22 protein-coding genes are annotated in these 22,951 nt (G+C 72.6%); 13 read left to right on the forward strand and 9 right to left on the reverse strand.

Translation table 11 applies throughout. The features are described 5' to 3' along the window. Positions 1-57: 57 nt before the first annotated feature. Positions 58-1,623: a cellulase family glycosylhydrolase gene (locus tag ACF1BH_RS23580; protein ID WP_391645237.1), complete on the reverse strand. Its 1,566-nt coding sequence runs from the start codon at positions 1,621-1,623 to the stop codon at positions 58-60. 231 nt (positions 1,624-1,854) lie between these two features. On the opposite strand from ACF1BH_RS23580, the gene ACF1BH_RS23585 reads away from it, so the two are divergent. Further along, a complete protein-coding gene (locus ACF1BH_RS23585) occupies positions 1,855-2,289 on the forward strand; it encodes a cupin domain-containing protein (RefSeq protein WP_391645239.1) in 435 nt (144 codons plus the stop codon). A 197-nt stretch (positions 2,290-2,486) separates the two neighbouring features. Here the strand turns inward: ACF1BH_RS23585 and dmpG are convergent, their stop codons facing one another. The 3 genes from dmpG to ACF1BH_RS23600 are packed head-to-tail and all read right to left on the reverse strand — an operon-like array spanning position 2,487 to position 5,286. Continuing rightward, positions 2,487-3,506 (reverse strand): 4-hydroxy-2-oxovalerate aldolase, encoded by a 1,020-nt coding sequence (gene dmpG, locus ACF1BH_RS23590; protein WP_391645241.1) that lies wholly within the window; start codon positions 3,504-3,506, stop codon positions 2,487-2,489. Beyond that, positions 3,506-4,453 (reverse strand): acetaldehyde dehydrogenase (acetylating), encoded by a 948-nt coding sequence (locus tag ACF1BH_RS23595; RefSeq protein ID WP_391645243.1) that lies wholly within the window; start codon positions 4,451-4,453, stop codon positions 3,506-3,508. The genes dmpG and ACF1BH_RS23595 overlap by 1 nt, the downstream gene beginning before the upstream one ends. Next, positions 4,450-5,286: a 2-keto-4-pentenoate hydratase gene (locus ACF1BH_RS23600; protein ID WP_391645245.1), complete on the reverse strand. Its 837-nt coding sequence runs from the start codon at positions 5,284-5,286 to the stop codon at positions 4,450-4,452. Before ACF1BH_RS23600 ends, ACF1BH_RS23595 begins: the two co-directional genes overlap by 4 nt. A gap of 80 nt (positions 5,287-5,366) precedes the next feature. Between ACF1BH_RS23600 and ACF1BH_RS23605 the strand changes: the two genes are divergently transcribed. Next, a complete protein-coding gene (locus ACF1BH_RS23605; protein WP_391645247.1) occupies positions 5,367-6,146 on the forward strand; it encodes an IclR family transcriptional regulator in 780 nt (259 codons plus the stop codon). 181 nt (positions 6,147-6,327) lie between these two features. Further along, on the forward strand, positions 6,328-8,256 hold the full coding sequence (locus ACF1BH_RS23610) for a glycoside hydrolase family 5 protein (RefSeq protein WP_391645249.1): 1,929 nt from the start codon (positions 6,328-6,330) through the stop codon (positions 8,254-8,256). 38 nt (positions 8,257-8,294) lie between these two features. Here ACF1BH_RS23610 and ACF1BH_RS23615 read toward each other — a convergent pair whose 3' ends face one another. Continuing rightward, a complete protein-coding gene (locus ACF1BH_RS23615; protein WP_391645251.1) occupies positions 8,295-9,458 on the reverse strand; it encodes an epoxide hydrolase family protein in 1,164 nt (387 codons plus the stop codon). A gap of 103 nt (positions 9,459-9,561) precedes the next feature. Between ACF1BH_RS23615 and ACF1BH_RS23620 the strand changes: the two genes are divergently transcribed. The 4 genes from ACF1BH_RS23620 (at position 9,562) to ACF1BH_RS23635 (ending at position 12,121) form a co-directional block, all read left to right on the forward strand. Then, the gene (locus ACF1BH_RS23620; protein ID WP_391645253.1) at positions 9,562-10,137 is read left to right on the forward strand and encodes a CGNR zinc finger domain-containing protein; all 576 of its coding nucleotides are present in this window, start codon (positions 9,562-9,564) and stop codon (positions 10,135-10,137) included. A gap of 151 nt (positions 10,138-10,288) precedes the next feature. Further along, complete coding sequence (locus tag ACF1BH_RS23625; protein WP_391645255.1) at positions 10,289-10,690, forward strand: hypothetical protein; 402 nt, start codon at positions 10,289-10,291, stop codon at positions 10,688-10,690. Between the two features lie 187 nt (positions 10,691-10,877). Beyond that, the gene (locus ACF1BH_RS23630) at positions 10,878-11,141 is read left to right on the forward strand and encodes an acyl carrier protein (RefSeq protein ID WP_391645257.1); all 264 of its coding nucleotides are present in this window, start codon (positions 10,878-10,880) and stop codon (positions 11,139-11,141) included. Next, entirely contained in the window at positions 11,138-12,121 is a 984-nt protein-coding gene (locus tag ACF1BH_RS23635) for a 3-oxoacyl-ACP synthase III family protein (protein ID WP_391645259.1), read from the forward strand. The genes ACF1BH_RS23630 and ACF1BH_RS23635 overlap by 4 nt, the downstream gene beginning before the upstream one ends. Positions 12,122-12,193: 72 nt before the next feature. Here ACF1BH_RS23635 and ACF1BH_RS23640 read toward each other — a convergent pair whose 3' ends face one another. Then, positions 12,194-13,012 (reverse strand): TetR/AcrR family transcriptional regulator, encoded by an 819-nt coding sequence (locus ACF1BH_RS23640; RefSeq protein WP_391645261.1) that lies wholly within the window; start codon positions 13,010-13,012, stop codon positions 12,194-12,196. A gap of 93 nt (positions 13,013-13,105) precedes the next feature. On the opposite strand from ACF1BH_RS23640, the gene ACF1BH_RS23645 reads away from it, so the two are divergent. Further along, positions 13,106-14,341 carry an FAD-dependent oxidoreductase gene (locus ACF1BH_RS23645; RefSeq protein ID WP_391645263.1) on the forward strand — a complete coding sequence of 412 codons (1,236 nt, stop codon included), beginning with the start codon at positions 13,106-13,108 and terminating at the stop codon, positions 14,339-14,341. 98 nt (positions 14,342-14,439) lie between these two features. On the opposite strand, the gene ACF1BH_RS23650 is transcribed toward ACF1BH_RS23645, so the two are convergent. Then, complete coding sequence (locus ACF1BH_RS23650) at positions 14,440-15,234, reverse strand: SDR family oxidoreductase (protein ID WP_391645265.1); 795 nt, start codon at positions 15,232-15,234, stop codon at positions 14,440-14,442. Between the two features lie 306 nt (positions 15,235-15,540). Here ACF1BH_RS23650 and ACF1BH_RS23655 point away from each other — a divergent pair, with 306 nt between their 5' ends. Next, a complete protein-coding gene (locus ACF1BH_RS23655) occupies positions 15,541-16,413 on the forward strand; it encodes a methylenetetrahydrofolate reductase (RefSeq protein WP_391645267.1) in 873 nt (290 codons plus the stop codon). Positions 16,414-16,546: 133 nt separating this feature from the next. Next, a complete protein-coding gene (locus ACF1BH_RS23660; protein ID WP_391645269.1) occupies positions 16,547-17,128 on the forward strand; it encodes a 1,4-alpha-glucan branching protein in 582 nt (193 codons plus the stop codon). 78 nt (positions 17,129-17,206) lie between these two features. Here ACF1BH_RS23660 and ACF1BH_RS23665 read toward each other — a convergent pair whose 3' ends face one another. Next, the gene (locus ACF1BH_RS23665) at positions 17,207-17,425 is read right to left on the reverse strand and encodes an EF-hand domain-containing protein (RefSeq protein ID WP_391645271.1); all 219 of its coding nucleotides are present in this window, start codon (positions 17,423-17,425) and stop codon (positions 17,207-17,209) included. Between the two features lie 281 nt (positions 17,426-17,706). On the opposite strand from ACF1BH_RS23665, the gene ACF1BH_RS23670 reads away from it, so the two are divergent. Then, positions 17,707-18,663 carry a LysR family transcriptional regulator gene (locus tag ACF1BH_RS23670; protein WP_391645273.1) on the forward strand — a complete coding sequence of 319 codons (957 nt, stop codon included), beginning with the start codon at positions 17,707-17,709 and terminating at the stop codon, positions 18,661-18,663. Between the two features lie 296 nt (positions 18,664-18,959). On the opposite strand, the gene ACF1BH_RS23675 is transcribed toward ACF1BH_RS23670, so the two are convergent. Next, the gene (locus tag ACF1BH_RS23675; RefSeq protein WP_391645275.1) at positions 18,960-20,348 is read right to left on the reverse strand and encodes a rhodanese-like domain-containing protein; all 1,389 of its coding nucleotides are present in this window, start codon (positions 20,346-20,348) and stop codon (positions 18,960-18,962) included. Between the two features lie 1,102 nt (positions 20,349-21,450). Here ACF1BH_RS23675 and ACF1BH_RS23680 point away from each other — a divergent pair. Together ACF1BH_RS23680 and ACF1BH_RS23685 are read left to right on the forward strand one after the other, a co-directional pair. Next, positions 21,451-22,533 carry a sodium-dependent transporter gene (locus ACF1BH_RS23680; protein WP_391645277.1) on the forward strand — a complete coding sequence of 361 codons (1,083 nt, stop codon included), beginning with the start codon at positions 21,451-21,453 and terminating at the stop codon, positions 22,531-22,533. 44 nt (positions 22,534-22,577) lie between these two features. Then, entirely contained in the window at positions 22,578-22,916 is a 339-nt protein-coding gene (locus tag ACF1BH_RS23685) for a DsrE family protein (RefSeq protein ID WP_391645279.1), read from the forward strand. Positions 22,917-22,951: the final 35 nt, after the last annotated feature.

Here is a 22,951-nt window from a genome sequence, read left to right on the forward strand (position 1 = left end):
GGTCTTCTCCCCTGAGGAGGATTCACCCTCAGGAGGAGACCCCCGACCCGGACAAGCTCACCCGCGTCCGGCTCCCGGGCTGATCTGCTCCGTCGTCCGCGGGGGAGCGGGTGCGGCCGGGCGGGCGGTCGCCGTGACCCGCACCGTGCTTCCCGGCGCGGCCGCCGGGAACCGTAGCCGGACTCTGCCGGGTCCGGTGCGCACCACCACCGCCGGGCCCGCGCCGGTGACGGAGATCCGCGCCCCGTCGGGGAAGGTGGCGGCGGGGAGGGAGAGCAGCGTCCAGGCGCGCCGCGTGGTGCGGTCGGCGGTCAGGGTGAGGGTGTACGTCCGGGTGGACGGGGCGTAGGACTCGGTGCCCGGGATGCCCGCGACGGCCGGCGCGTACGGGGCGAAGGCGGGCTGCTTCCCGGGGGCGGGGCTGCCGTCGGGGGCGTAGGCGCAGTAGCCGCCGCCGTCGGGGGCGCGGCAGTCGTACCACAGGGCCCAGCCCGCGGCGAAGCGGTCCATCGAGGCCACCTGGCGCCGGAAAAGCTCCGCGTTGCCGGGGGTGAGGGCCTGCGGCGGGCCCCATTCGCCGACCAGAACCGGCAGCCGGCGGGCGGTGGGGTAGGTGCCGACGGCTGCCTCGTAGTCCTCGATGAAGTGACTGCCGGTGTCCCAGTCGCCCCCCGCTTCGACGGCCGTGTCGTAGAAGTGCGGCGCGAACCCGAGCCGGTCCGCGCCGGGCCGGGGGTCGGTGAAGCCGGGCAGGCTGGTGGGCACGCCCTCGCCGACGAGGACGGTGGGTTCGACGAAGAGCCAGGCGTCGGGGTCGGCGGAGCGGACGGCGCCGATCAACCGCCGGTACATCGCCGCCAGCCGGCCGCGCTCCAGGGCGGCGGAGGCGCGGATCCGGACGTCGGGGTCGGCCGGATCGCCGGGGACCGGCCCGAAGGGCTCGTTGAACAGGTCGTACCCCAGCAGGGAACGGTGTCCGCGCAGGGCGGCCGCGACCTTCGCGTAGGCGGCGGCTTGGGCGGCGCGCAGGTCGGGGTCGTCGTAGAGGTGGGTGAAGGCGGCCTGGACGGCGGGCTGGAAGTACTCGGCGAACCAGTCGTCCGGGTCGGGTTCGAAGGGCAGTCCGTCGGTGCGGGTGGCCCAGGCGGGGATGCCGTGGTGGCCGAACGCCGGGCCGTAGACGTCCTGATGCCAGTCGGCGAGGACCAGCACCCCGTAACGGTCGGCCCAGCTCAGGACCTTTCCGAGGTACGATAGATAGTGGGTGTCGTAGCGGCCGCGGCGCGGTTCGACCCGCTCCCACTGGATGGTGAGCCGCAGCAGGCCGAAGCCGTCGTCCGCGAGACGGGCGAGGTCCCCCTCGGTGACCGTTTCGTTCTTGCCGAGGTTGAGGCCGCGCAGCCGCAGCGCACGGCCCTGCCGGTCGGCGAGGTAGGTCCGGCCGCCGGGTGTGGTGACGGTGCCGGACGGGACGGGCCGGTCGGTGGGGCTGGCGTCCCGGACGGCCGCCGGGCCGGGCGCGGCGGCGGCCCGCGCGGCCGCTGCCGGATCCGCCGCGGGGAGGACGGCGCAGAGCAGTGCCAGGCCGAGGGCCAGGACCGGTAAGGCGCGGCGCGGATGCATAACGGCCTCCGAGGAGAAGAGAATTGACGCCTAGTCAGATATTGGCTCGTTACCTACCCCGTCGCGCCGTCACCTACCATCGGAACCCGCCCTCGCCGGTGGCGCGGGCCGTGGCACCCACCGCTGCTCGCGGCGCGCGCCGGGCACGCGACACGAACCGGCCCCGCCCCTTCACTCCGGGCCGGGAACCGGGCTACCGTTCAGCAACCGATCTCCCCTGAAGGGGCATTGATGCGGAATCTGTCACGTCTGGCCACGGCCGGCGCCGTGCTGGTCGCTCTCTCCCTCTCCGTCGGTCCGGCCCAGGCGGCGCCGGGCGGCCCCGTGATCACCGCCAAGGACATTGCCCGGACCACCGTCGGCGACTGGGACTACATCCTGCGCGAGATCACCATTCCTCCCGGTCAGGGCACCGGATGGCACTACCACGACGGCACCGTCTACGGCCATGTCAAACAGGGCACGCTGAGCCACTTCGACTCCACCTGCGCCTCGGACGGTGTGTATCCGAAGGGCAGCGAGATCACGGAACCGGCGGGCGCCGACCATGTGCACATCGGTGAGAACCGCGGCACCACGGACGTCGTGCTGGAGGTCCTGTACGTGCTGCCGCACGGGGCCCCCTACGCACAGGAGGTCCCCAACCCGGGGTGCGACTTCGGGTGACCACCGAGGGGCCCGCCCGCGTCCGCACGCGGCACCGTGCGGACGCAGGAGACGGCCGGCCCCGGGTCAGCCGTGCGTGAGGAAGCCGGTGACCAGGTGGTTGAACGCGTCGGCGCGCTCGATCACGGCCCGGTGGCCGCAGCGGTTGAGCCGGTCCCGCCGGCCGCCGCCCGTCTCCTGGTCCGGCGGGCCCGGCGTCAGGCGGGCCGCCCGGCGGCCGCGAGGGTGAGCGCGATGTCGACGATCATGTCCTCCTGGCCGCCCACCAGACGCCGCCGCCCGCACTCCATGAGGATCGCGCGGACGTCCACCCCGTACCGCGCCGACGCCGCCTCGGCGTGGCGGAGGAACGACGAGTAGACGCCCGCGTAGCCGAGGGTGAGGGTCTCGCGGTCGACGCGCACCGGGCGGTCCTGGAGCGGTCGGACGAGGTCGTCGGCGGCGTCCTGGAGCTGGAACAGATCGCAGCCGTGCGTGAAGTCCGACAGGTCGGCGACCGCGATGAACGCCTCGATCGGGCAGTTGCCGGCGCCCGCGCCGTGCCCGGCCAGCGAGGCGTCGACCCGCCGGACGCCGTTCTCCACGGCGACGACGGAGTTGGCGACCGACAGCGACAGGTTCTCGTGCGCGTGGATGCCGATCTCGGTCCCGGCGTCCAGCACGTCCCGGTAGGCGCGGACGCGGGCGACCACATCGGGCATGGTGAGCCGGCCGCCGGAGTCGGTGACGTAGACGCAGTGCGCGCCGAAGGACTCCATCAGCTTCGCCTGCCGGGCCAGTTCCCCGGGCGGCGCCATGTGGGAGAGCATCAGGAAGCCGGAGACGTCCATGCCGAGTTCGCGCGCCGCGGCGATGTGCTGCGCGGAGATGTCGGCCTCGGTGCAGTGCGTGGCGACGCGGACCGACCGGACCCCGAGGTCGTAGGCGCGCTTCAGCTCGTCCACGGTGCCGACGCCGGGCAGCAGCAGTGTGGTCAGGCGGGCGCGTTCCAGCACCGAGGCGGCGGCCTCGATCCACTCCCAGTCGGTGTGCGAGCCGGGGCCGTAGGTGACCGACCCGCCGGCGAGGCCGTCGCCGTGCGCGACCTCGATCGCGTCCACACCCGCCGCGTCGAGCGCGGAGACGATGCGCGTGACGTCGTCCGGGGTGATCCGGTGGCGTACGGCGTGCATACCGTCGCGCAGGGTGACGTCCTGGACGAAGATCGGGGTGCCCATCAGCGGCCTGCCTTCCCTGCGGCGATGCGCTCCGCGACCCGGAGCGCCGCGGAGGTCATGATGTCGAGGTTCCCGGCGTAGGCCGGGAGGTAGTGTGCGGCGCCCTCGACCTCCAGGAAGACCGACACCTGGTGGGTGGGCCGGGCGCCTGCTCCGTCGGCCAGCAGCGTGCTGACCGGCTGGTTCCCGGGGATCTCGGTGATCTGCACCTGCTGCTTGAGGCGGTAGCCGGGCACGTATGCGGCGACCTCGTCGGCCATCTTCACGACCGACTGCCGGATCTCCTCCTGAACATCCGGGTCCGGGGCCGTGACCAGGCAGAAGACCGTGTCCCGCATCATCAGCGGCGGCTCGGCGGGGTTGAGGACGATGATCGCCTTGCCCCGCCGCGCGCCACCGATCTGCTCGATGGCGGCCGAGGTGGTCCCGGTGAACTCGTCGATGTTCGCGCGGGTGCCGGGGCCCGCCGATTTCGAGGCGATCGACGCGACGATCTCCGCGTACGCCACCGGCGTGACCCGGCTGACCGCGGCGACGACCGGGATGGTGGCCTGGCCGCCGCAGGTGACCATGTTGAGGTCGGGAGCGTCGAGGTGGTCGTCGAGATTGACGGCGGGGACGACGTAGGGCCCGAGGGCGGCCGGGGTGAGGTCGATCAGGCGCTTGCCCAGCGGGGTGAGCCGCGCGGCGTTCGCCTCGTGCGCCTTGGCGGAGGTCGCGTCGAAGACGATGTCGATCTCGTCGAAGCCGGGCAGGGCGATCAGCCCGTCGACGCCCTCGTGGGTGACCGGGACGCCGAGCCGGGCGGCCCGGGCCAGGCCGTCGGAGGCGGGGTCGATACCGACCATGGCGCCCATCTCCAGGTGCTCCGCGCCGCGCAGCACCTTGATCATCAGGTCGGTGCCGATGTTGCCCGACCCGATGATCGCGACCTTCGTCCTGCTCATGACGGCTCTCCCTCTTCTCCCTCGCCGAAGCGGACCGTGACGCCGCCGAAGCCGGTCAGCCGGGCGGTGACGGTGTCACCGGGCGACACCGCGTGCATCGGGCCGAGCGCGCCGGACAGTACGACCTGGCCGGCGCGTAGCGGTGCACCCAGCTCACGGGCGGTGCGGGCGAGCCAGCGGAGGGCCTCGACCGGATCGCCGAGGCAGGCGGCGCCGGTTCCGGTGGAGACCTCGGTGCCGTTCACGCACATCGTCATCCCGGCGTCCACCGGCTCGGCCTCGTCGAGGGTGCGCCGGTCCGCCCCGAGCACATAGGCGCCGGAGGAGGCGTTGTCGGCCACCGTGTCGCCGAGGCTGATGTCCCACCCGGCGATCCGGCTGCCGCAGACCTCCAGCGCGGCGACGCCGTACGCGATCGCGTCGCGGACCTGCGCGGTGTCGAGGGGGCCGGTGGCCAGGTCGGCGCGGAGGACGAACGCGATCTCCGCCTCCACACGGGGCTGGAGCACCCGCCCGGCGGGAATCGTGCCGCCGTCCGGATGGGCCATGTCGTCGAAGAGGACACCGAAGTCGGGCCGGTCGACGCCGAGCTGCCGCTGCACGGACTCCGAGGTCAGGCCGATCTTCCGGCCGGTGACCCGGGCGCCCCGGGCGAGGCGCCGTGCGGTCAGGTCGGCCTGCACGGCGTACGCGGCGGTCAGGTCGTCCCGGCCGATCAGATCGCGTACGGGCGCGCAGGGCACACCGGAGGCGGCGGCGTCGGCGAGCCGCTCCGCCGCGGCGGCGATGTTGTCGGAGGTGCTCGCGGAGGCGAGCGGTGGGTTCGCAGTCACGGCCTCACCTTGGGCCCGGTCGCGTGGGGTGGACCAGTCTTTCGTCTCGCTCAGCGATACGCCCCGCCTAGGCTGGGCGCATGACGGAAGCCCCCCGCCCGGAAGCGGCCGGTCTCGACACCGTGCTCGGCAAAGCGGTCACCATTCTGCGGGCGTTCCGGCCCGACGACCGGGCCGTGCCGCTCGCCGAACTCGTACGGCGCACGGGCCTGCACAAGGCGACCGTGCACCGGCTGGCTGCGGCCCTGGTCGCCAACCGGCTGCTCGACCGGGTCGAGGGCGGCTACCGCCCCAGCGGCGGCCTCTTCGAACTCGGCATGCTCGCCTCGCCCGAGCGCAGCCTGCTGGAGGTCGCGGTGCCGTTCCTCCAGGACCTGTACGAACGCACCCACGAGACCGTCCACCTCGGCGTCCGCGAGGGGCACGACATCGTCTACGTCGCCAAGATCGGCGGACACCGCCAGGTCAGGGCACCCTCGCGCACCGGAGGGCGGATGCCGCTGCACTGCACGGCCATCGGCAAGGCCCTGCTCGCCCACGCCGACGACGCGCTGCGGCGGGAGGTGCTGACCGGCCCCCTGGAGCGGCGTACCCCGCACACCCTCATCGCGCCGGGCGCGCTGCGCCGCCAGTTGCGGGAGATCACCGAGACGGGCGTCGCGTTCGAGCGCGAGGAGTCGACCGTCGGGATCCAGTGCGTGGCCGCGCCGGTGCCGGGCGGCGACGACGAGGCGGTCGCTGCGATCAGCGTGGCCGGGCCCACCGGCCGCTTCCGCCCCGAGCGGTACGTCACGCAGGTGCGGGCCGCCGCCGCCGGGCTGGGCAGCATGCTGATGCGGCGCCGGCCGCAGGAATGGTGAACCGGCCCCTGGCGCCCCGCCGCCGGCCGGGACGCCCCGGACCGGCGGTGTCAAAGGTCCGGCGCAGGTGGTGCGGCCGACCGGGCCGCCGTGTACGGTGATGCGCCAACTGCCGCTCCGGCAACGGGTGGTGGGATGCCCCTCGCCGTGCTCCGCACCCCCCCACCACCCGGAGGGCTCCATGCGCACCGTCCGCTCCGCCACGCGCGGCATACCGGCCCTGCTCGTCGCCGCCGTCCTGATGCTCGTCGCCGTCCCCGGAGCCGTCGCCGCTCCGGACACCGCGCCCGCCACGGCTCCGGGCGACGCCCGCACGGCCTCGTGGACCGGCCCGCTCAGCACCCGGGGCCGGTACATCGTCGACGCCGAAGGCAACCGCTTCAAGCTCAAGTCGGGCAACTGGGCGGGCGCGCAGGGGACGTACACGGGCAGCGGTGACGTCGACGACGTGGCGAACCACCAGGCGCACCAGATGTCGCACAACATCCCGCTCGGCCTGGACCGCACCCCGATCGCCCGGATCCTCGCCGACTTCCACCGCCTCGGCATCAACAGCGTCCGGCTGCCGTTCGCCAACGCCCTGGTACACGACAAGAACGCGGTACCGGACACCGCGGTCGCCGCCAACCCGCAGCTCAAGGGGGAGACGCCGCTGGAGGTGTTCGACGCCGTCATCGAGGCGCTGACCGCCGACGGCTTCGCGGTGATCCTCAACAACCACACCACCAGCTACCGCTTCTGCTGCGGTCTGGACGGCAACGAGCGCTGGAACAGCGGCCAGTCGACCGAGCAGTGGATCGACGACTGGGTGTTCATGACCGAGCGCTACCGGAACAACAAGCGCGTGGTCGGCGCCGACCTGCGCAACGAGGTACGCCGCGACATCTGGGACGACGCCAACTGGGGCCTGGGCGACGACCACGACGAGTACACCGCCTTCGAACGGGCCGGCAACAGGATCCTCCAGGCCGACCCCGACATGCTGATCATCATGGAGGGCATCAACTGGCAGGGCATCCCCGCCAACGGCCTCCCGCACCAGCGCCCGGACCTCAAGCCGGTCCGCACCCTCTCCCACACCCTCATCGACTCCGGCAAGCTCGTCTACGCGGTGCACTTCTACGGCTACACCGGCCCGGCCAACAGCGGTGCGGGCAGCGGCCCGGGATCGACCGACGACCCGCGCTACCAGGACTTCACGCCCGAGAAGCTCGCCGAGGTCGTGCGCGACGAGGGACTGTTCGTCACCGAGGAGGGCAAGCACTTCACCGCCCCGGTCTGGGTGAGCGAGTTCGGCGCCGGCGGACGCGGCTCCACGGACGCCGCGGAGAAGGCATGGTTCACCAACTTCACCGACATCCTGGTGAAGAACGACACCGACTTCGCGCAGTGGCCGCTGGTGGGCTGGAGCGACGACCAGGGCACCCCCAACGACAACTGGGCGCTGCTCTCGTACGACGCGTCCGGGCGGCGGACCGGCGTCGAGGACGGCGGCGACTGGCGGGCCACCGACTGGAACAAGCTGGTCAACGCCCCCTCCAGGAGCGGCCCCATCGCCCCCGTCCACCACTGGAACATCGTCTTCCTCGACCACGGCGACTGGAACCTCTCCCGCACCATGCTCGCCCGGGCGGACTGGAGTCCGGGCAACTCCAAGGGCAACTGCCCCGACACCGAGCGGCTGATCGGACTCGGCCACGGCCACGGCCGCGGCCTGTGCACCGACGCCGCCGAGCCGCGCAAGGCGGCGGGCGACTGGCAGCGGGTCGACGACGAGCGGTACGTCCAGCAGGGTGACTGGGCCGTCGGCTACGACAAGCTCCAGTGCCCGGTCAACAGCTTCGCGGTCGGCTACAGCATGAAGGGCCCCGCCATGGTCTCCCTGCTCTGCGCCCCGTCCGCCGCCCCGCTGCCCACCGCGGGCCGCAGCGTGTGGTTCGACCGCGGCGACAACCGGCCCGCCACCGGCGGCGCCCAGGGCAGCGACTGGTCCGAGAAGGACTACAAGGGCCAGTGCGCCGACACCGAGTACCTCGCCGGCGTCGCCATGACCTGGAAGTCCGCCCAGCAGGGCCGCCCCGCCGCCCTGCTGTGCCGCGCCCTGTCCTGACTGTTCCGCGGCGCGGCCGGACTCAGGTCCGGCCGCGGTCAGCGAGGCGCGGCCAGCACCGCCGCGAGACCTTCCCGGAGATCCTCGACGAAATACCCGGGCACCTCCAGCGACGGGAAGTGGCCCCCGGCTTCAGGCGTGTTCCACCGGACGATCCGCCGGTACCGTTCCTGGGCCCAGGGGCGCGGATACTTCTCGATGTCGCGGGGGTACATCGTGATCGCCGACGGGACGTCGACCCGCAGCGCGGGGTCCAGTGCGTTGTGGCTCTCGTGGTAGATGCGGGCCGCCGACGCGCCGGTCCGCGTCAGCCAGTACAGGGTGACGTTGTCTAGGATGCGGTCTCGGGACATCGTCTCGAACGGGCTGTCCTCCGTGTCCGACCACTCGGCGAACTTGTCGAGGATCCAGGCGAGAAGTCCGACCGGTGAATCGACGAGCGCGTAGCCGATGGTCTGCGGCCGGGTCGCCTGCTGCTTCGCGTACGCCGCGCGGTGGCGCCAGAAATGGCGGGTCTCCTCGGCCCACCTGCGTTCGGTTTCCGTCAGTCCGTCCGTCGCGGCCCCGGGCAGTCCCTCCGCGAACGTCGTGTGGATGCCGAGCACATGTGCCGGGAACCTGCCGGCGAGGACCGTGGTGATATTGCCTCCCCAGTCTCCGCCGTGGGCGACGAAGGTGCCGTAGCCGAGCCTCGCCATCAGTTCCACCCAGGCGGCCGCGGTCTTTTCCGTTCCCCATCCGGTGGTGGCCGGCCTGTCGCTGTAACCGAAGCCCGGGAGCGACGGGACCACGACATGGAACGCCGGAGCGTCCGCCCTTTCCGGCTCTGCCAACTCGTCCACCACGTCGACGAACTCGGCGATGCTGCCCGGCCAGCCGTGTGTCAGGAGCAGCGGAGTGGCATCCGCGCGCGGGGACCGGCGGTGCAGGAAGTGGATGCCCAACCCGTCGATGGTCGTGCGGAACTGGCCGATCCGGTCAAGGCGTGCCTCGAACTTCCGCCAGTCGTACCCGGTGCGCCAGTAGTGGACGAGAGCGACGAGGTCGGCGAGCGGTACGCCCTGCGCCCATCGGCGGGCGCCGGGCGCGTCGTGCGGGACCGTCTCGGCTTCCGGCAGCCGCGCCGCGGCCAGCCGCGCGCGCAGATCGGCGAGGTCGGCGTCGGTGGCGCGGGCTTCGTATGCGTGCACATCGCTGGGCACGGGGCCTCCTGGTGGTCGTGGAGCCGACTGGATCCCGGTGTGAACCGGCTAAGACGGTTCTAGCGTGCCGCGGCGCCGGTGCGCAACCGGCTAAGGTGGTTCCATGCATACGCGGTTCCCCGACTTCCGTCTCGGCAAGGTGCTGGCGACCAGCTTCACGGCGACGCTGACGGAGCGGTGCGGCGACCCGGTGGAGCGCATCCCCGTGCCGCACCGGCTCGTCGACTGGCTGGCGGTCAACGGCCTCGTGGTGGCGGGCTGCACCGCCGCCCAGCTCGCACTCGCCCGGGAGCTGAGGGAATCCCTGCACGCCACCTTGACCGCGGCCGCGATCCAGGAACCCCTCCCCGCCTCGGCCGTCCAGGTCATCAACGACCGCAGCGCGCAGGGGCGGGCCACGGCCGTCCTGACGCCCGAGGGCACTCGGCGCTGGCACCTCAGCTCGGCCTCTTGCGTGGAAGACGCTCTGGGTGTGATCGCCGCCGACGCGATCGGCATCATCGCGGGCGAACGGGACGGACGACTGGCCTTGTGCGCCTCGCCGACCTGCCGAGCCGCCTTCTTCGACACCAGCCGGAGCCGCACCCGCAGATGGTGCGAGATGAACACGTGCGGGAACCGCGAGAAGAAGGCGCGCTTCCATGCCAACCAGCGCAAGACCCCCGCACCGGCCGAGTGACCGCCGGCCTCGGCGCACCCGCCCACTTCATGACGAGGGCGCCCAGGCCAGGGCGGGGCGGACACTCACATGCCCGCCCGGAAGGCTGGCCCGTATACCGAACACGCCGAACGACCTGAACGCGCCGCTCCGCGGGACCGCGCACCCGTCCGTGATCCACCCCGTCCCGTACCACGCCCAGGGGGCCTCGGCCGAGCTGGTGCCCGCCATCATCCGGCGCGAGATCTCGGCCGCCGAGGATCCGCTGTGGCGCGCGTACGGGGCCGACAGCCCGGAGGAGTACGCGTGGTGGTCCTGGCGGCTGTGCGGCATCGCCTGTCTGCGGATGGCGCTCGACCACTGGCGGGACGAGGCCGAGGGCGGCATGGCGCCCACCGCGATGGCGCTGGCCGAGGAGCGCCTGCGGGCCGGTGGCTACCGTCAAACGGCGCACCGTTGCGCAATCCGCGCCCCGGAGGCGCGCGGTGGCATTCCCGGCGGCCCGCCGCACCGCGCGTACCCACGGCGCTCCGTACCCGCCTTCACGCTTCCTGCGCCCCCCGTTCCCCGGTGACGAAGCGGAGGATATGTATGCAATGCTGCCGGGGCAGGTGGCCGACCACGAGAGCGGAATTCCGGTGGAGCCGCCATTCCTCCTCTCCCCCTTTCCACCTCCCTTCCCGCCCCCTTCTCGCTCCTTTTTCCTGCCTCCGTGCTGTGTGCGTGCTGGACTCCCCGACTTCACCATGAATGGAGATGCTGTGACGCTTGAGGAATTCGAGCAGATTCTGACGAATGTGGTGCACGGCGACAAGGCAGGCCCCGACAAGGCGATCAGGCTTCCCGAGGAAGCGCTCGACCGGCATTTCGAAGAACTCGACGTGGACTCGCTGGCAAGGGCCGAGATGGTGACGGTGATCAGTGACACCTACCGGATCGAGATCGGCGACGACGAGGCCGGCGACCTCACCACCCCGCGCTCGGTGCTCGAATTCCTGGCCGCGGCCGAGCGCGGCACCGCGTGAGCGCCGACGCCGTGCGCCCGTGCCGCATCGTGTCCACGGGCTCCTACCGGCCGGCGCCGGTCGACGCGGGGGAGGTGGCGGAGCGGTTGGGCGTGACGCGGGAGTGGGTGCTGTCCCGGACGGGTGTGGAGTCCCGGTGCGTGGCGGGCCCGGACGAGTCCGTGACGTCCATGGCCACCCGTGCCGCGCGGAAGGCGCTGGCCGCGGCGGAGTTACCGGCCGACGCGGTGGACGTCGTCCTGGTGGCCACCTCGTCCAACCTCCAACTCTGCCCGGCCGTCGCCCCGCAGGTGGCCGCGGCCCTCGGACTCCAGGTCGCCGCGTTCGACCTGAGCATCGCCTGCGCGGGGTTCTGCTACGCGCTGCACGTGGCGCGTTCGCTGATCGGCGCCGGCGGTTGCGACACGATTTTGGTGATCGGCTCGGACCGCATGCTGGACATGATCGACCCCGACGATCCGGTCACCGCCCCGCTGTTCGCCGACGGCGCGGGCGCGGTGGTCCTGCGCGCCACCGAGGGGGAGTCGGGCGTCGGACCGGTGGTCTGGGGTTCGTGCGGGCAGCGGTCGGCGGCGCTGGAGGTGCGCCCGCACCCGCTGGAGCTGGAGATCGCCGCGAGGGTCCATCCGCGGCTGCACATGGACGGCCTGGCGGTCACCCGCTGGGCCTGCGCCACCGTTCCCGCCGCGGTGCGCGAGATCCTGGCGGCCGGCGGAATCGGCTGGGACGACGTGGCGGCGTTCATCCCGCACCAGGCCAACTGGAAGATGATCCGCCGCGTCGTCCGGGCGCTCGACGTGCCCGACACGGTCGTGGTGGCCGACGACGGCCGCTCCACCGGCAACACCAGCGCCGCGTCGGTGCCGCTCGCCCTGGACCGCCTGGTGACCTCGGGCAGCGTTCCCCGCGGCCGATGGGCCGTACTGGTCGGCTACGGCGCCGGTCTGGCCTACGCCGGACAGGCCGTGCGGCTTCCCTGACCGCAGGCGGCGGCGCCGTGGCTCCACCCCACGGGCGGCGGGCCGCGGCGGTCGCACCGGCGGGGGCCGGGATCAGCCGGACGGCGCGACCGCGCGCAGATACGCCTCGGCGAAGAGCTCGCAGGTCTCGTCCACGCCGGGGAGGCCGGGGCCCAGTGTGGGTTCGAGGACGGGCCGCAGGAGGAGGTGGGTGACGAGCGGGCCCAGCAGCAGCTGGACCAGGACCGGCAGCGGCAGCGGCCGGACCCGGCCCGCCTCCACGTGCGGCAGCAGCAGCCGGGAGAGGCTGTCGAACAGCCGGGGCAGGTAGGCCCGCATCGCCCGCGCGGCGGGCCCGCCCGGTCGGCTGAAGAGGTCCGCGAAGATCGCCGGGAGCACCCGCGGCTCGCGGCGGAACGCCGTGAGCACGGCCCTGTGGAGCTCCCGCACGGTGTCCTCCAGGCGCTCCGGCGGGTCGGCGGCCAGCGCCTCCAGGTCGGGCAGCGGGCCGTGGAGCTCGTAGACGGCGCCGAGCAGACCGTCCCGGCCGTCGAAGACCGTGTGCAGGCTGGGGAGCGAACATCCGGCCCGCTCCGCGACGGCGTCCAGGGTCACCGCGCCGAGGCCGCGCTCGGCGACGAGCTGCGCCGTCGCCTCGATCGCGCGCTCGCGGACCGGCCGCCGCCCGCCGGGGTCGACCCCCGCCGCCCGGACCGCCTCGTCCAGCGCCGCCCGGGAGCCGCCCAGCCGCCGCAGCAGCGTGCTGCGGGAGACGCCGGCTTCCGCGGCGATCGCCGTCAGCGGGACATCCGCGACGTCCCGGCCCCGTGCCTTGGCGGCCGCCAGGGCCACCGCCACCAGATCCGCCATCTGTTCCCGCATGTCCTGCTCCCGGATGGTCCGTTCCCGCACATGAAACATCGTACTACTTGACATATGAGGCCGTTCCAAAGACTCTGTATATGAGGGTTTCATCCGTGGTGATCGGAGTGAGGGGAGAGGGCCATGAGCGTCGTCATCTCCGGGGGCGGACCGGCCGGAATGATGCTGGGCCTGCTGCTGGCACGGGCCGGGATCGAGGTGACCGTGCTGGAGAAGCACGGTGACTTCCTGCGCGACTTCCGCGGCGACACGGTCCACGCCTCCACCGTGCGGTTGATGGACGAACTGGGCCTGGGCCGGAAGCTCGCCGCGCTGCCGCAGAGCAAGCTGGGCAACATGGAGGTGCCCACGCGGGACGGCAGCGAGGTACGGCTGACCGACTTCGAGGGCCTGCCCGCGCCGTACAACTACATCGCGATGATCCCGCAGTGGGACCTGCTCAACCTGCTGGCCGAGGAAGCCCGGCAGGAGCCGACGTTCACCCTGCGGATGGACACGGCGGCGACGGGACTGATCCGGGAGGGCGGCAAGGTCGTCGGCGTCCGCCACCGCACCCGGGACGGCGAAGAGGGCGAGATCCGCGCCGACCTCACCGTCGCCGCCGACGGCCGTAACTCCGCGCTGCGCCGGGAAGCCGGTCTGGAGCCCCGCGAGTTCCCGGTCCCGTTCGACACCTGGTGGCTCCGGCTGCCCCGGCACGTCGAGGAGCAGGCCCAGGAGCCCCGGCTGATCCCCGCGTTCCGGCCCGGCGAGTTCGCCCTGAGCCTGACCAGGAACGACTACTTCCAGATCGCCTATTTCACGACGAAGGGCGCGGACGCCCGGCTGCGCGGCGAAGGCATCGAACGCTTCCGGTCGCGGATCGCCCGTCTGATGCCGCAGTACGCGGACCGCGTCGACCGGCTGGCGAGCATGGACGACGTCCATCTCCTCGACGTCCGGCTCAACCGGCTCCCGCGCTGGTACACCGACGGCCTGCTGTTCATCGGTGACGCCGCCCACGCGATGTCCCCCGCCGGGGGAGTGGGCATCAACCTCGCCGTCCAGGACGCGGTCGCGGCGGCCGCACTGCTCGCCGGACCGCTGCGCACGGGCCGGTTGACCACCGCCGACCTGGCGAAGGTCCAACGGCGGCGGCTGCGCCCCACGGTGATCATGCAGCGCGTCCAGCTGATGCTGCACAACGGCTTCTTCGCCCCGGTCCTCACCGGCCGCCGGATCGGCCCGCCCACCTCGGTGGTCCTGGCCGCCCGGCACCTCCCCGGGTTCCGCCAACTCCCGTCCCGCCTGGTCGCCTGGGGCCCCCGCCCGGAGCACGCCCCCGCATTCGCCCGGCGCTCCCCGAAGGAACCGGCGTAGGCCCGGTCCCACGGCCCGTGGCGTTCCGGCACATCACGCCAGGGGGTACGTGATCACCAACGATCAAGATCAACTTTCGCGAACAGGCCCTGGCCGGCCTACGCGGTTGTGGCGATGCCGCCGTCGACGGGGATCACGGTGCCTGTGAGGTATGCGCCTGCCCGGCTGGCGAGGAACACGGCGACACCCGCCATGTCGTCGTCGCGGCCGATCCGGCGCAGTGGGGCCGACGCCGCGATCGCCTCGCCGAACTCATCGAGGGTTGCTGCCATCATCGTCGACGGGAACGGTCCCGGCGCCACGGCGTTCACGGCGACGTGCTGCGGTCCCAGTTCCTTGGCGAGCACTCTGGTGAGTTGATGCAGCGCGGCCTTGCTGCTGGAGTACGAATAGTTGGGCCGCTGGGGGATGTGGATGGCGGCGATGCTGCCGATGTTGATGATCCGCGCGGGATCGTCGGCGGTGCCCGCCCTGCGAAGTGCGGGCAGCAGTGCCTGGACCAGCCAGAACGGCGCTTTCAGGTTGAGGTCGACGACCGTGTCCCAGGCCGCGTCCGGGAACGTCGCCAGCGGCTCGTCCCACATGGCGCCCGCGTTGTTGACGAGGATGTCGAGACGCTCCGAGTCGGCGGTGACGAGGTCGGACAGCCGCCGGCACTCGTCGTGGCGGGACAGGTCGGCGGGGATGGCCCGCACCTCACCGAATGTGGACAGCTGTTCCTGCGCTTGGGCGCACGCTTCTGCGTCGCGTGAGCTGATGACCACGCGGGCGCCCGCCTGGAGAAGGCCACGCGCGATCATCATTCCGATGCCTCGGGTGCCGCCGGTGACGAGCGCGCGCTTTCCACACAGATCGAAAAGTTCTGCATGCGTGGTGAATTGGCTGTCTGCCACTTGTCGCCTTCCAGTTGGTCGTGCGGGATGATGCGTCGACGTGTTGGGCGTTCGGTTCAGCCGTCTCAACGCTATGACCTTGGAGTGCACTCCAAGCAAGCGGATCAGGGGCCTGACGGACCGCGTCCGCGCCGCGTTCTGGGGCCGGACCGCCCCGCGGGTGCGCCCGGACGCGCTCACGTCCGGGCGCACCCGCCGACGTCGCGGGGGAGTGCCCGCCGCCGTGCGGCCCACCCGTTCAGCCGGCGCCCGCACCGAGTACCGTCGTGACGCCTGACCTGCGCGCCCCGCCCCATGAGGAGCACGATGAACCCCCTCTGCTCAGCCTCGCCGTCGGTGAGTGCGTCGCTGCTGGACGACTTCTCCCTGGAGATGACCGGCAAGGACATACCGAACCTGGAGGCGGCCGCACCGCTCGTCCCGCCCGGGACACGGATCAATGTGACCTACCTCGGCAACGAGGATCTGCGGATGCGGCTCGCCGCCGCCCGCGCCGTGAAACGCCTCGGCTTCCGCCCGGTCCCGCACCTCTCGGCCCGCCGCCTCGGCTCCCGGGCCGACTTCGAGGAGTTCCTCGCCGGGCTGCGCTCCGATGCCACCGGGGCGGAGGTCTTCGCCGTGGGCGGCGACCCGGCAAGCCCTCAGGGCCCCTATCCCGACTCGCTCTCCCTGATCGAGTCCGGCCTGCCGGCCGCGTACGGTGTGCGGCACATCGGCATCAGCGGCTATCCGGAAGGCCACCCGTCCATCGCCCCCGAGGCGCTGTGGAGCGCGCTGCGCGACAAGAGCGCCGCGATAGCCGCGCAGGGTCTCGACGGCAGCGTCATCACCCAGTTCGGCTTCGCCGCCGAGCCGGTGCTGGCCTGGATCGAACGCGTCCGCGACGAGGGCATCACCCTGCCCGTACGCATCGGCGTCCCCGGCCCTGCCGGTGTGCGACGCCTCATGGGCTACGCGGCCCGCTTCGGCGTGGGAACCAGCGCCTCCGTCGCCAGGAAGTACGGCCTGTCCCTCACCAACCTCATGGGCACCGCGGGACCGGACACCTTCCTGCACACCCTGGCCGACGGCTACGACCCCGCACGCCACGGCGCCGTGAAGGTCCACTTCTATACGTTCGGCGGGCTGGAGGCCACCTCCGCGTGGATCACCCGGTTCAGGAAGAACGCCCTGGTGTGACGGGCGCGCCGGTCGCACGGCGAGGAAGGCGGCCGGGGCCGTCAGATGCCCACGTCAGCACAGTTGTTCCTATAGGTTCGAGCCATCCCGTTCGAGAACGGGCCCGGATCTACGCGTGAGGGAGCTTGCTCGCATGGCCTTCATCCACCACACCACCATGACGCCCACCAAGGTGGAGCTGCTCACCGAGTGGCTGCCGAAGCAGAGCTGGTACGCGGGCGACGCGGCGGCGCCCGAACTGGTCAAGGCCGGTGGGTTCCGGCTGGACGACCCGGAGGGTGAGGTCGGAATCGAGTTCATGATCGTGGTGGACGCCACCGCGCAGGAGCCGACGGCGTATCTGGTGCCGATGGGCTACCGCGCCGCGGCGCTGGAGGGCGCCCCGGACGAGGCGCTGATCGGCACCTCCGAGCACGGGGTGCTCGGCACCCGGTGGATCTACGACGGCGTCCACGACCCGGTGGTGCAGGCGCAGTTGGGTGCGCTCCTGCGCGGTGAGGCGGTACCGCAGCACCAGAGCCTGAGCGACGTGCCCGACCCGACGGTCACCGTGCACGGTGACGGGCCGGACAACGGGTCGGACCTCCATCTCCGCCGCGTCCTCCGGTCCGCGGACGCCGGGCAGGAGCCGTCCGGACTCCTGGTCGCCGGGTGGACCTGGCCGGACGGAACGACGGCACGGGGCGTATGCGTCGAGGCGCGCGGGCCGCGCTGAGACGCCCTCGGCCGATCGCCCCGGATCGGCGGGACGGCGAACCGGGTCCGGCACGTTCGCGTGCCGGACCCGGGTGCGTCAGCCATTCATGGCTGCCCAGAACTCCTCGAACGACATCTTGCGGTCGCCGTCGGTGTCGAGGGAGTCGATCAGCTCCTGCGCCTGCGCCTCGGTGATCTCCGAGCCCTCCAACTCCGCGACGACCTTGCGGTATTCCTCCGCGGTGACCTGACCGTCCCCGTCGATGTCGTAGCGCTCGAAGACCTTCCGCGCCGCCGTCTCCACGATGTCTGCCATGTGCTCAGCCCTTCCGTGATCTTTGCTGACGGCCCAGGCTAACCGTCGGCCGGACGCACCCCGAGGGCGCCCACCGTCCGGCGATGCCGGAACCGGGGGCGGAGAGCACGGCCGGCGGGCGCGGCGTCGTGCGGAAGGCAGGTGACGTGAAGCACCTCGGTCGCCTCCCGTCCCGTGGCAGGGAGGTGAGATGCGCACGACACGTGTGACAGGGTGTGGAAGATGGGCGCGGAGCGTTGCAGCAGGTGCCCACCAGGCGGTAATTCAGGGGGTGTTGGCCTGTGGGAAGCGATCGGTGTGGTCGTGCGGAGCCCAGTGTCCATCAGCTACGGCTGTTCGTGACGCTCGCGGAGGAGCTGCATTTCCGGCGCGCGGCGGCCCGGTTGTTCATGACGCAGTCGGCCCTCAGCCAGCAGATCCGGGCCCTGGAACAGCGAATCGGCCTGCGGTTGCTCAGCCGTACGACGCGCACGGTGACGCTCACACCGTCCGGTGAGGCCCTGCTGCCCGAAGCCCGCGCCGTCGCGGAGGCCATGGACGGGCTGCGACGCACCGCGCGGGTCCGTGCTCGGGAGGTCGAGGGAAGGGTCGTCATCGGGACCCTCACCGCGGAGCCCTCGATGCCGCAGACCCGGGCCATCATCGACGGGCTGCAGACCCGCCATCCGGGCCTGACCATCGAGATGCGCAGCCTCAACTTCGCCAACCAGTACGAGGCGCTCGTCAGCGGCGAGGTGGACGTGGCCTTCCTGCGTCCGCCCGCTCCTCCCGGCATCCGTGTCCAGCACCTCGTCGAAGAACCCCGGGTCGTCTGCCTCCCGGCCGACGACCCCCTGGTCGACAAGGAGCGCATCGTCCTGGACGACCTCTCCGCGCGCTCCATGGTGACGATGCCGGATGAATCTCCCCGCGTGTGGCGGGACTTCTGGGCCATCGATCCGCGCCCGGACGGCACTCCCCTCTCCTTCGGCCCGCTGGCGGTCGACGTGGAGGAGGTGTTGGCGCAGGTCGCCCTCGGAAAGGTTATCGGCTTCCTGCCCGCGTCCGCCCGCACCTTCTATCCGCGCCCCGGCATCCGCTACCGGGACGTCGTCGACCTGCCGCCGTGCACGATGGCACTGACGTGGTTCGCCCAGAACCACGACCACCCCGAGATCACCCTGATACGCAACCTGGCGCGCGCCGTTCTGACCCCCGGCGCCCTCCGCGTACCGCCCGACGAGCCCACGAGTGCCTGATGTGACGGTGTCCTGACGGCGACAGGAGCGGAGGTCCGGCGTGGAGGGGGATGCGGTGGCGACCCGACGCGCGCGGAGACGGCCTTCAGCGCCACCGAGAGCGTGCTGTCGCCGGCAGGCCGGAAGCCGCAGGCCGCCGGGGGCCCGGGAGGCAGCGGTGGGTTGCGGCGGGGCGGGTGGCATTCCCCGTGCCCTCGCGTATCCGCCGTGGTGACACGGATCCGCGAGGGCACGGGGTGCCGGGGGCCGCGGTCTTCGCCGGCCGGCCCTGGCCCGTCACCGCCCGGGCCGGCCGGTCAGACGGCTGTGGGCGTGTTCAGCAGGGCCCATGCGGCGTAGCCGCCGAGGACGTCGGAGACATCCCCGAAACCCTTGTGGCGCAGCAGGCTGGCGGCGATGGAGGAGCGGTGGCCGCCCGCGCAGTGCAGGACCAGCGGCGCCTCGCGCGGGATCTCGTCCAGCCGGCCGGGGAGTTCGCCGAGCGCGAGGTGCAGGGCTCCCTCGATGAACCCCGCCTCGCCACGCTCACCGCAGTTGCGGACGTCGATCACGACCGGCGGGTTGTCGCCCGCCAGCTCCGTACGCAGCTGGGCGGCGGTCAGACGGCTGGCGGGGGCGACCTCGTCGGCCATCGCGGCCATCGCGTCCTCGGGGGAGTCCAGGTAACCGGCCGCACGGTCGAAGCCGATCCGGGCGAGCCGGGTGACGATCTCCTCCTCGCGGCCCTCCGGCGCCACCACCAGCAGCTCCGCGCCGAGCGGCAGGACGGTGCCGGCCTGCTCGGCGAACCGGCCGTCGGCGGGCACGTTGATCGCCCCGCGCAGATGGCCGGCGGCGAACTCCTGCGGATCCCGGGCGTCGACCACCACCGCACCCGCCGCCCCCAGCGCCGTGAACTCCTCGGCCGTCAGTGCCCGCGGCGCGGCCGCCGGGTCGAACAGCTCGCGGTCCTTGCGGTTGAGTTCCGCGTCGTAGGCGAAGTAGCCGGGAGCCGCCGACTGACCGGCGGTGACGAGGGCGACGAAGTCCTCCTGGCTCATCGGGGCGCACGCGTAGTTGGCGGTGCGCTGCTCGCCGATCGTGGACTGCCGTTCGGCCGACAGGTTCTTGCCGCAGGAGGAGCCGGCGCCGTGGGCGGGGAAGACCCGCACCTCGTCGGGCAGGCTCATCAGCTTGTTCTGGACGCTGTCGTGCAGCATCGCGCCGAGGTCGGCGGCGCTGACGCCGACGGAGGCCAGCAGGTCGGGGCGGCCCACATCGCCGATGAAGAGGGCGTCGCCGGTGAGCACGGCATAGGGGACGGCGTCGTCGCCGTGCTCGTGGACCAGCACGCTGATCGACTCGGGGGTGTGCCCGGGCGTCTCCATGATCTTCAGGGTGACGTCACCGAGGCTGATCGTGTCGCCCTCGGCCAGCTCGCGGATCGCGTACTCGGTCTCGGCGCGCCGTCCGTAGCCGATCCAGGCGCCGGTGCGGGCGGCCATCTCCAGATGTCCGGCGACGAAGTCCGCGTGGAAGTGGGTGTTGATGACGCCGACCACGGTGAAGCCGCGGGCCTCGGCGTCGGCGAGGTACTCGGACACGTCCCGGCGGGGGTCGACGACCACGGCCTGGCCGGTGGTCTCGTCGGCGATCATGTACGACGCCTGGGAGAGGCACTCGAGGTAGTACTGGGAGAAGAACACGGAAACCTCCGTAACGAGTGGCGGTATACCTCGGGGGGTATCTGTGGGGTCCTGATGCGGCCCACTCGGGGGTGGGCGGGGCGGTGGGGCCGGGCGGCCGCCAGGGAGTTGACTGTGCGCCGATGCCGATGCCGATGCCGTGCGGCAGCGGCGGGAGTGCCGGCGTTCCGGGGTGCGGTCGAGATCTTGCGCCGTCGCTTCGTCCGGCGCGGCCAGGTGGGGTCCTGATACCCCCTGGGGTATTGCGTCATCGACGGTAAAGGGGTGCGGTCGTCGCTGTCAAATACCGGCGGGGGTATCTGAATGCGGCGTCCCCTGATGGCGTCGGCTGTCCCCGTACAGGGCTGGGAGCTGTGGGCCGGGCGCCGCCCGGCCCGCCGGAGGTTGCCGTCCGTGCTCGGCCGTGCCGTCCCTCAAATCGGCACACGGTGCCGGTAGCGTGACCGAAGCTGTATATGCGGCGGATTCGGGTGAAGGCGGCAGAGGTGCGGGGACGTCGGGCGAGGGCGCTGTGGGCCTTGCTCGTCATGGGTGCCGTCCTGACCGCGGCGCTCGGCGGTTGCCCGGCGATGCGCCATCTCGTGGGATCGGCGCCGCAGACCGGCCACGTCGCGGCCTTCGCCGTGCCCGTGAGTGCCGATGCCCCGGGCAGTCGTGCCGAGGTGTCGCCACGGGGCTGCCCGGAACACGTGGCCGCCGTCGCGGAGCCGTCCCCGTCCGAGCGGCCGGCCCCTCGGGCGCCGCAGCCGGCTGTCCCGGAGGAGGCGGTCCGGCCCCGCCCGGTGGCACCGGGCTCCCCGCCGCCGGACCCCCTCCGGGCTCCCGGTGAGAACGGGCGAACCGCCCGGCACGAGCGCATGCAGGTGTAGAACCGCGGCGACCTGACGGCCGGCGCGGCACGCGGTCCCCGGGGGGCTCTCCTCGCGGACGTAGGGGGAGCGCGCAGTCGTCCGGCCTCACTTCTTCCTTCGGCCTCCGGGCCTTCTCGCGACCGGCGGGCCCCTGCCCGGGGTGTCACGCCGCGTCGCCGTCCGGGGCCGCGCGGCCGTGCCGTGCGGCAGCCGCTGCCCAGCTCTTCCAGTTCTCCAGCCGGGAAACCTCCATGAAAACCGCAGAACCTCTCCTGCCCCGACTCTCCGCCTGGCTCCATGCGCGTCTGGGCCGGGCCTCCCTCGTCAGCTACGCGGCCGCTCTCCTCGTGCCGGGCCCCGGGAACGCTCTGCGCGACGCCGGGGTGCAGCTCGCCGGTGTGCGCGCCGGGCTGCCCGCGGCCCTGCTCGTGACGATCCTCTTCGCGGCGGCCTACCAGGTGACACCGCAGCGGCTGGCCGCCGGCCTGCGCCGTCCCACCGTCCTCGTCGGCGGGCTCGTGGCCCACCTGGCCACGCCTTTCGTGGTGGTGGCGGCTGCCGCCGCGCTTCTGGCGGCGACCGGCGCCACCCGCGCCGCGCACTTCGTGCCCGTGGCGCTCGTCCTGGTCACCACCGCCCCGGTCGCCGCCGGCGCCACCGTGTGGATCGGAAGGGGGAACGGCGACGGCGCCGCCATGATCAGTATCGTGGTGTGCTCCGCACTGCTCAGTCCGCTGACCCTGCCCGCCACCGTCGGTCTTCTCGACGCGACCGGCCTGCTGGACGGCGGCCTCCCACCCTTCCGCGACGCCGTGGCGGGGAGCGCCCGCGGTCTGCTGGCCGGCACGGTGATGCTGCCGTGCGCCGCAGGAATCGTCTGCCGGGGGATCGGCCCGCGGACGGTCGGCCGACGGGTGCTCGCGGCGGCGCCGCTGGTGGCGATGGTCGCCGTTCTCGCGCTGACCTACGTCAACGCCGCCGCGGCCCTTCCGCTGCTGACCGCGGCGTCGGTGGTGCCCGCGCTGCTGGCCGTCGGCAGCGCCGGTGCGGCGTGTCTGCTGGCCTTCCAGGTCGGGCACCGGGCGGCGCGCCTGCTGCGGCTGCCCCCCGAAGCCGCCGCCACCGTGACGCTCGCCTGCGGTATGAGCAATGTCGGCGTCAGCTCCGTACTGGCGGCCACCCTGCTGTCCGCGGAGCCGGGCGTGCTCCTCGCCGCCCTGGCCTACGGCCTGGTCCAGAAGGTCGCCGCCCATCGTGCGATGGCCGGCCGGCTGCGCCAGGGCCCTGATCGGCTGCCCCGCGGCACCCGGCTGCCTCCGTCGCCCCAAGGGTAGGGTGAGGGCGCGTTCCATGATCGTATTCCCGGGAGGGCACGCTGATGACTGCGCAGCAGGTGGTACGGGCCGTGGTGGCGGTCCCCGCGGTGGACCGGGCGCCGCGGGCGATCGGCAATCTGCTGAGGGCGGCGGATCTGCCGCTGGAGGTGGAGGCGGTCTGCTCCGGCGACGGTATCGGCCTCGTCCTGGCCGACGGTCCGCACGCCGGGACCGTCGCCACGCTGCGGGAGGCCGGTGTGCGCTTCCTGGCCTGCGCGAACACCCTGAGCGGCCGGGGCCTGACGGCCGACGACCTGGCGGAGGGCGTCGGCGTCGTCCCGGCCGCCGTCTGGCACCTGGTCCGGCGCCAGCACGAAGGCTGGTCCTTCCTGCCACTGTGAGGCGCCCGCGCCGCCCCGCCTCCGCGACGGGGGAG

This window comes from Streptomyces sp. NPDC014733 (assembly GCF_043083385.1).
Lineage (GTDB): Bacteria > Actinomycetota > Actinomycetes > Streptomycetales > Streptomycetaceae > Streptomyces.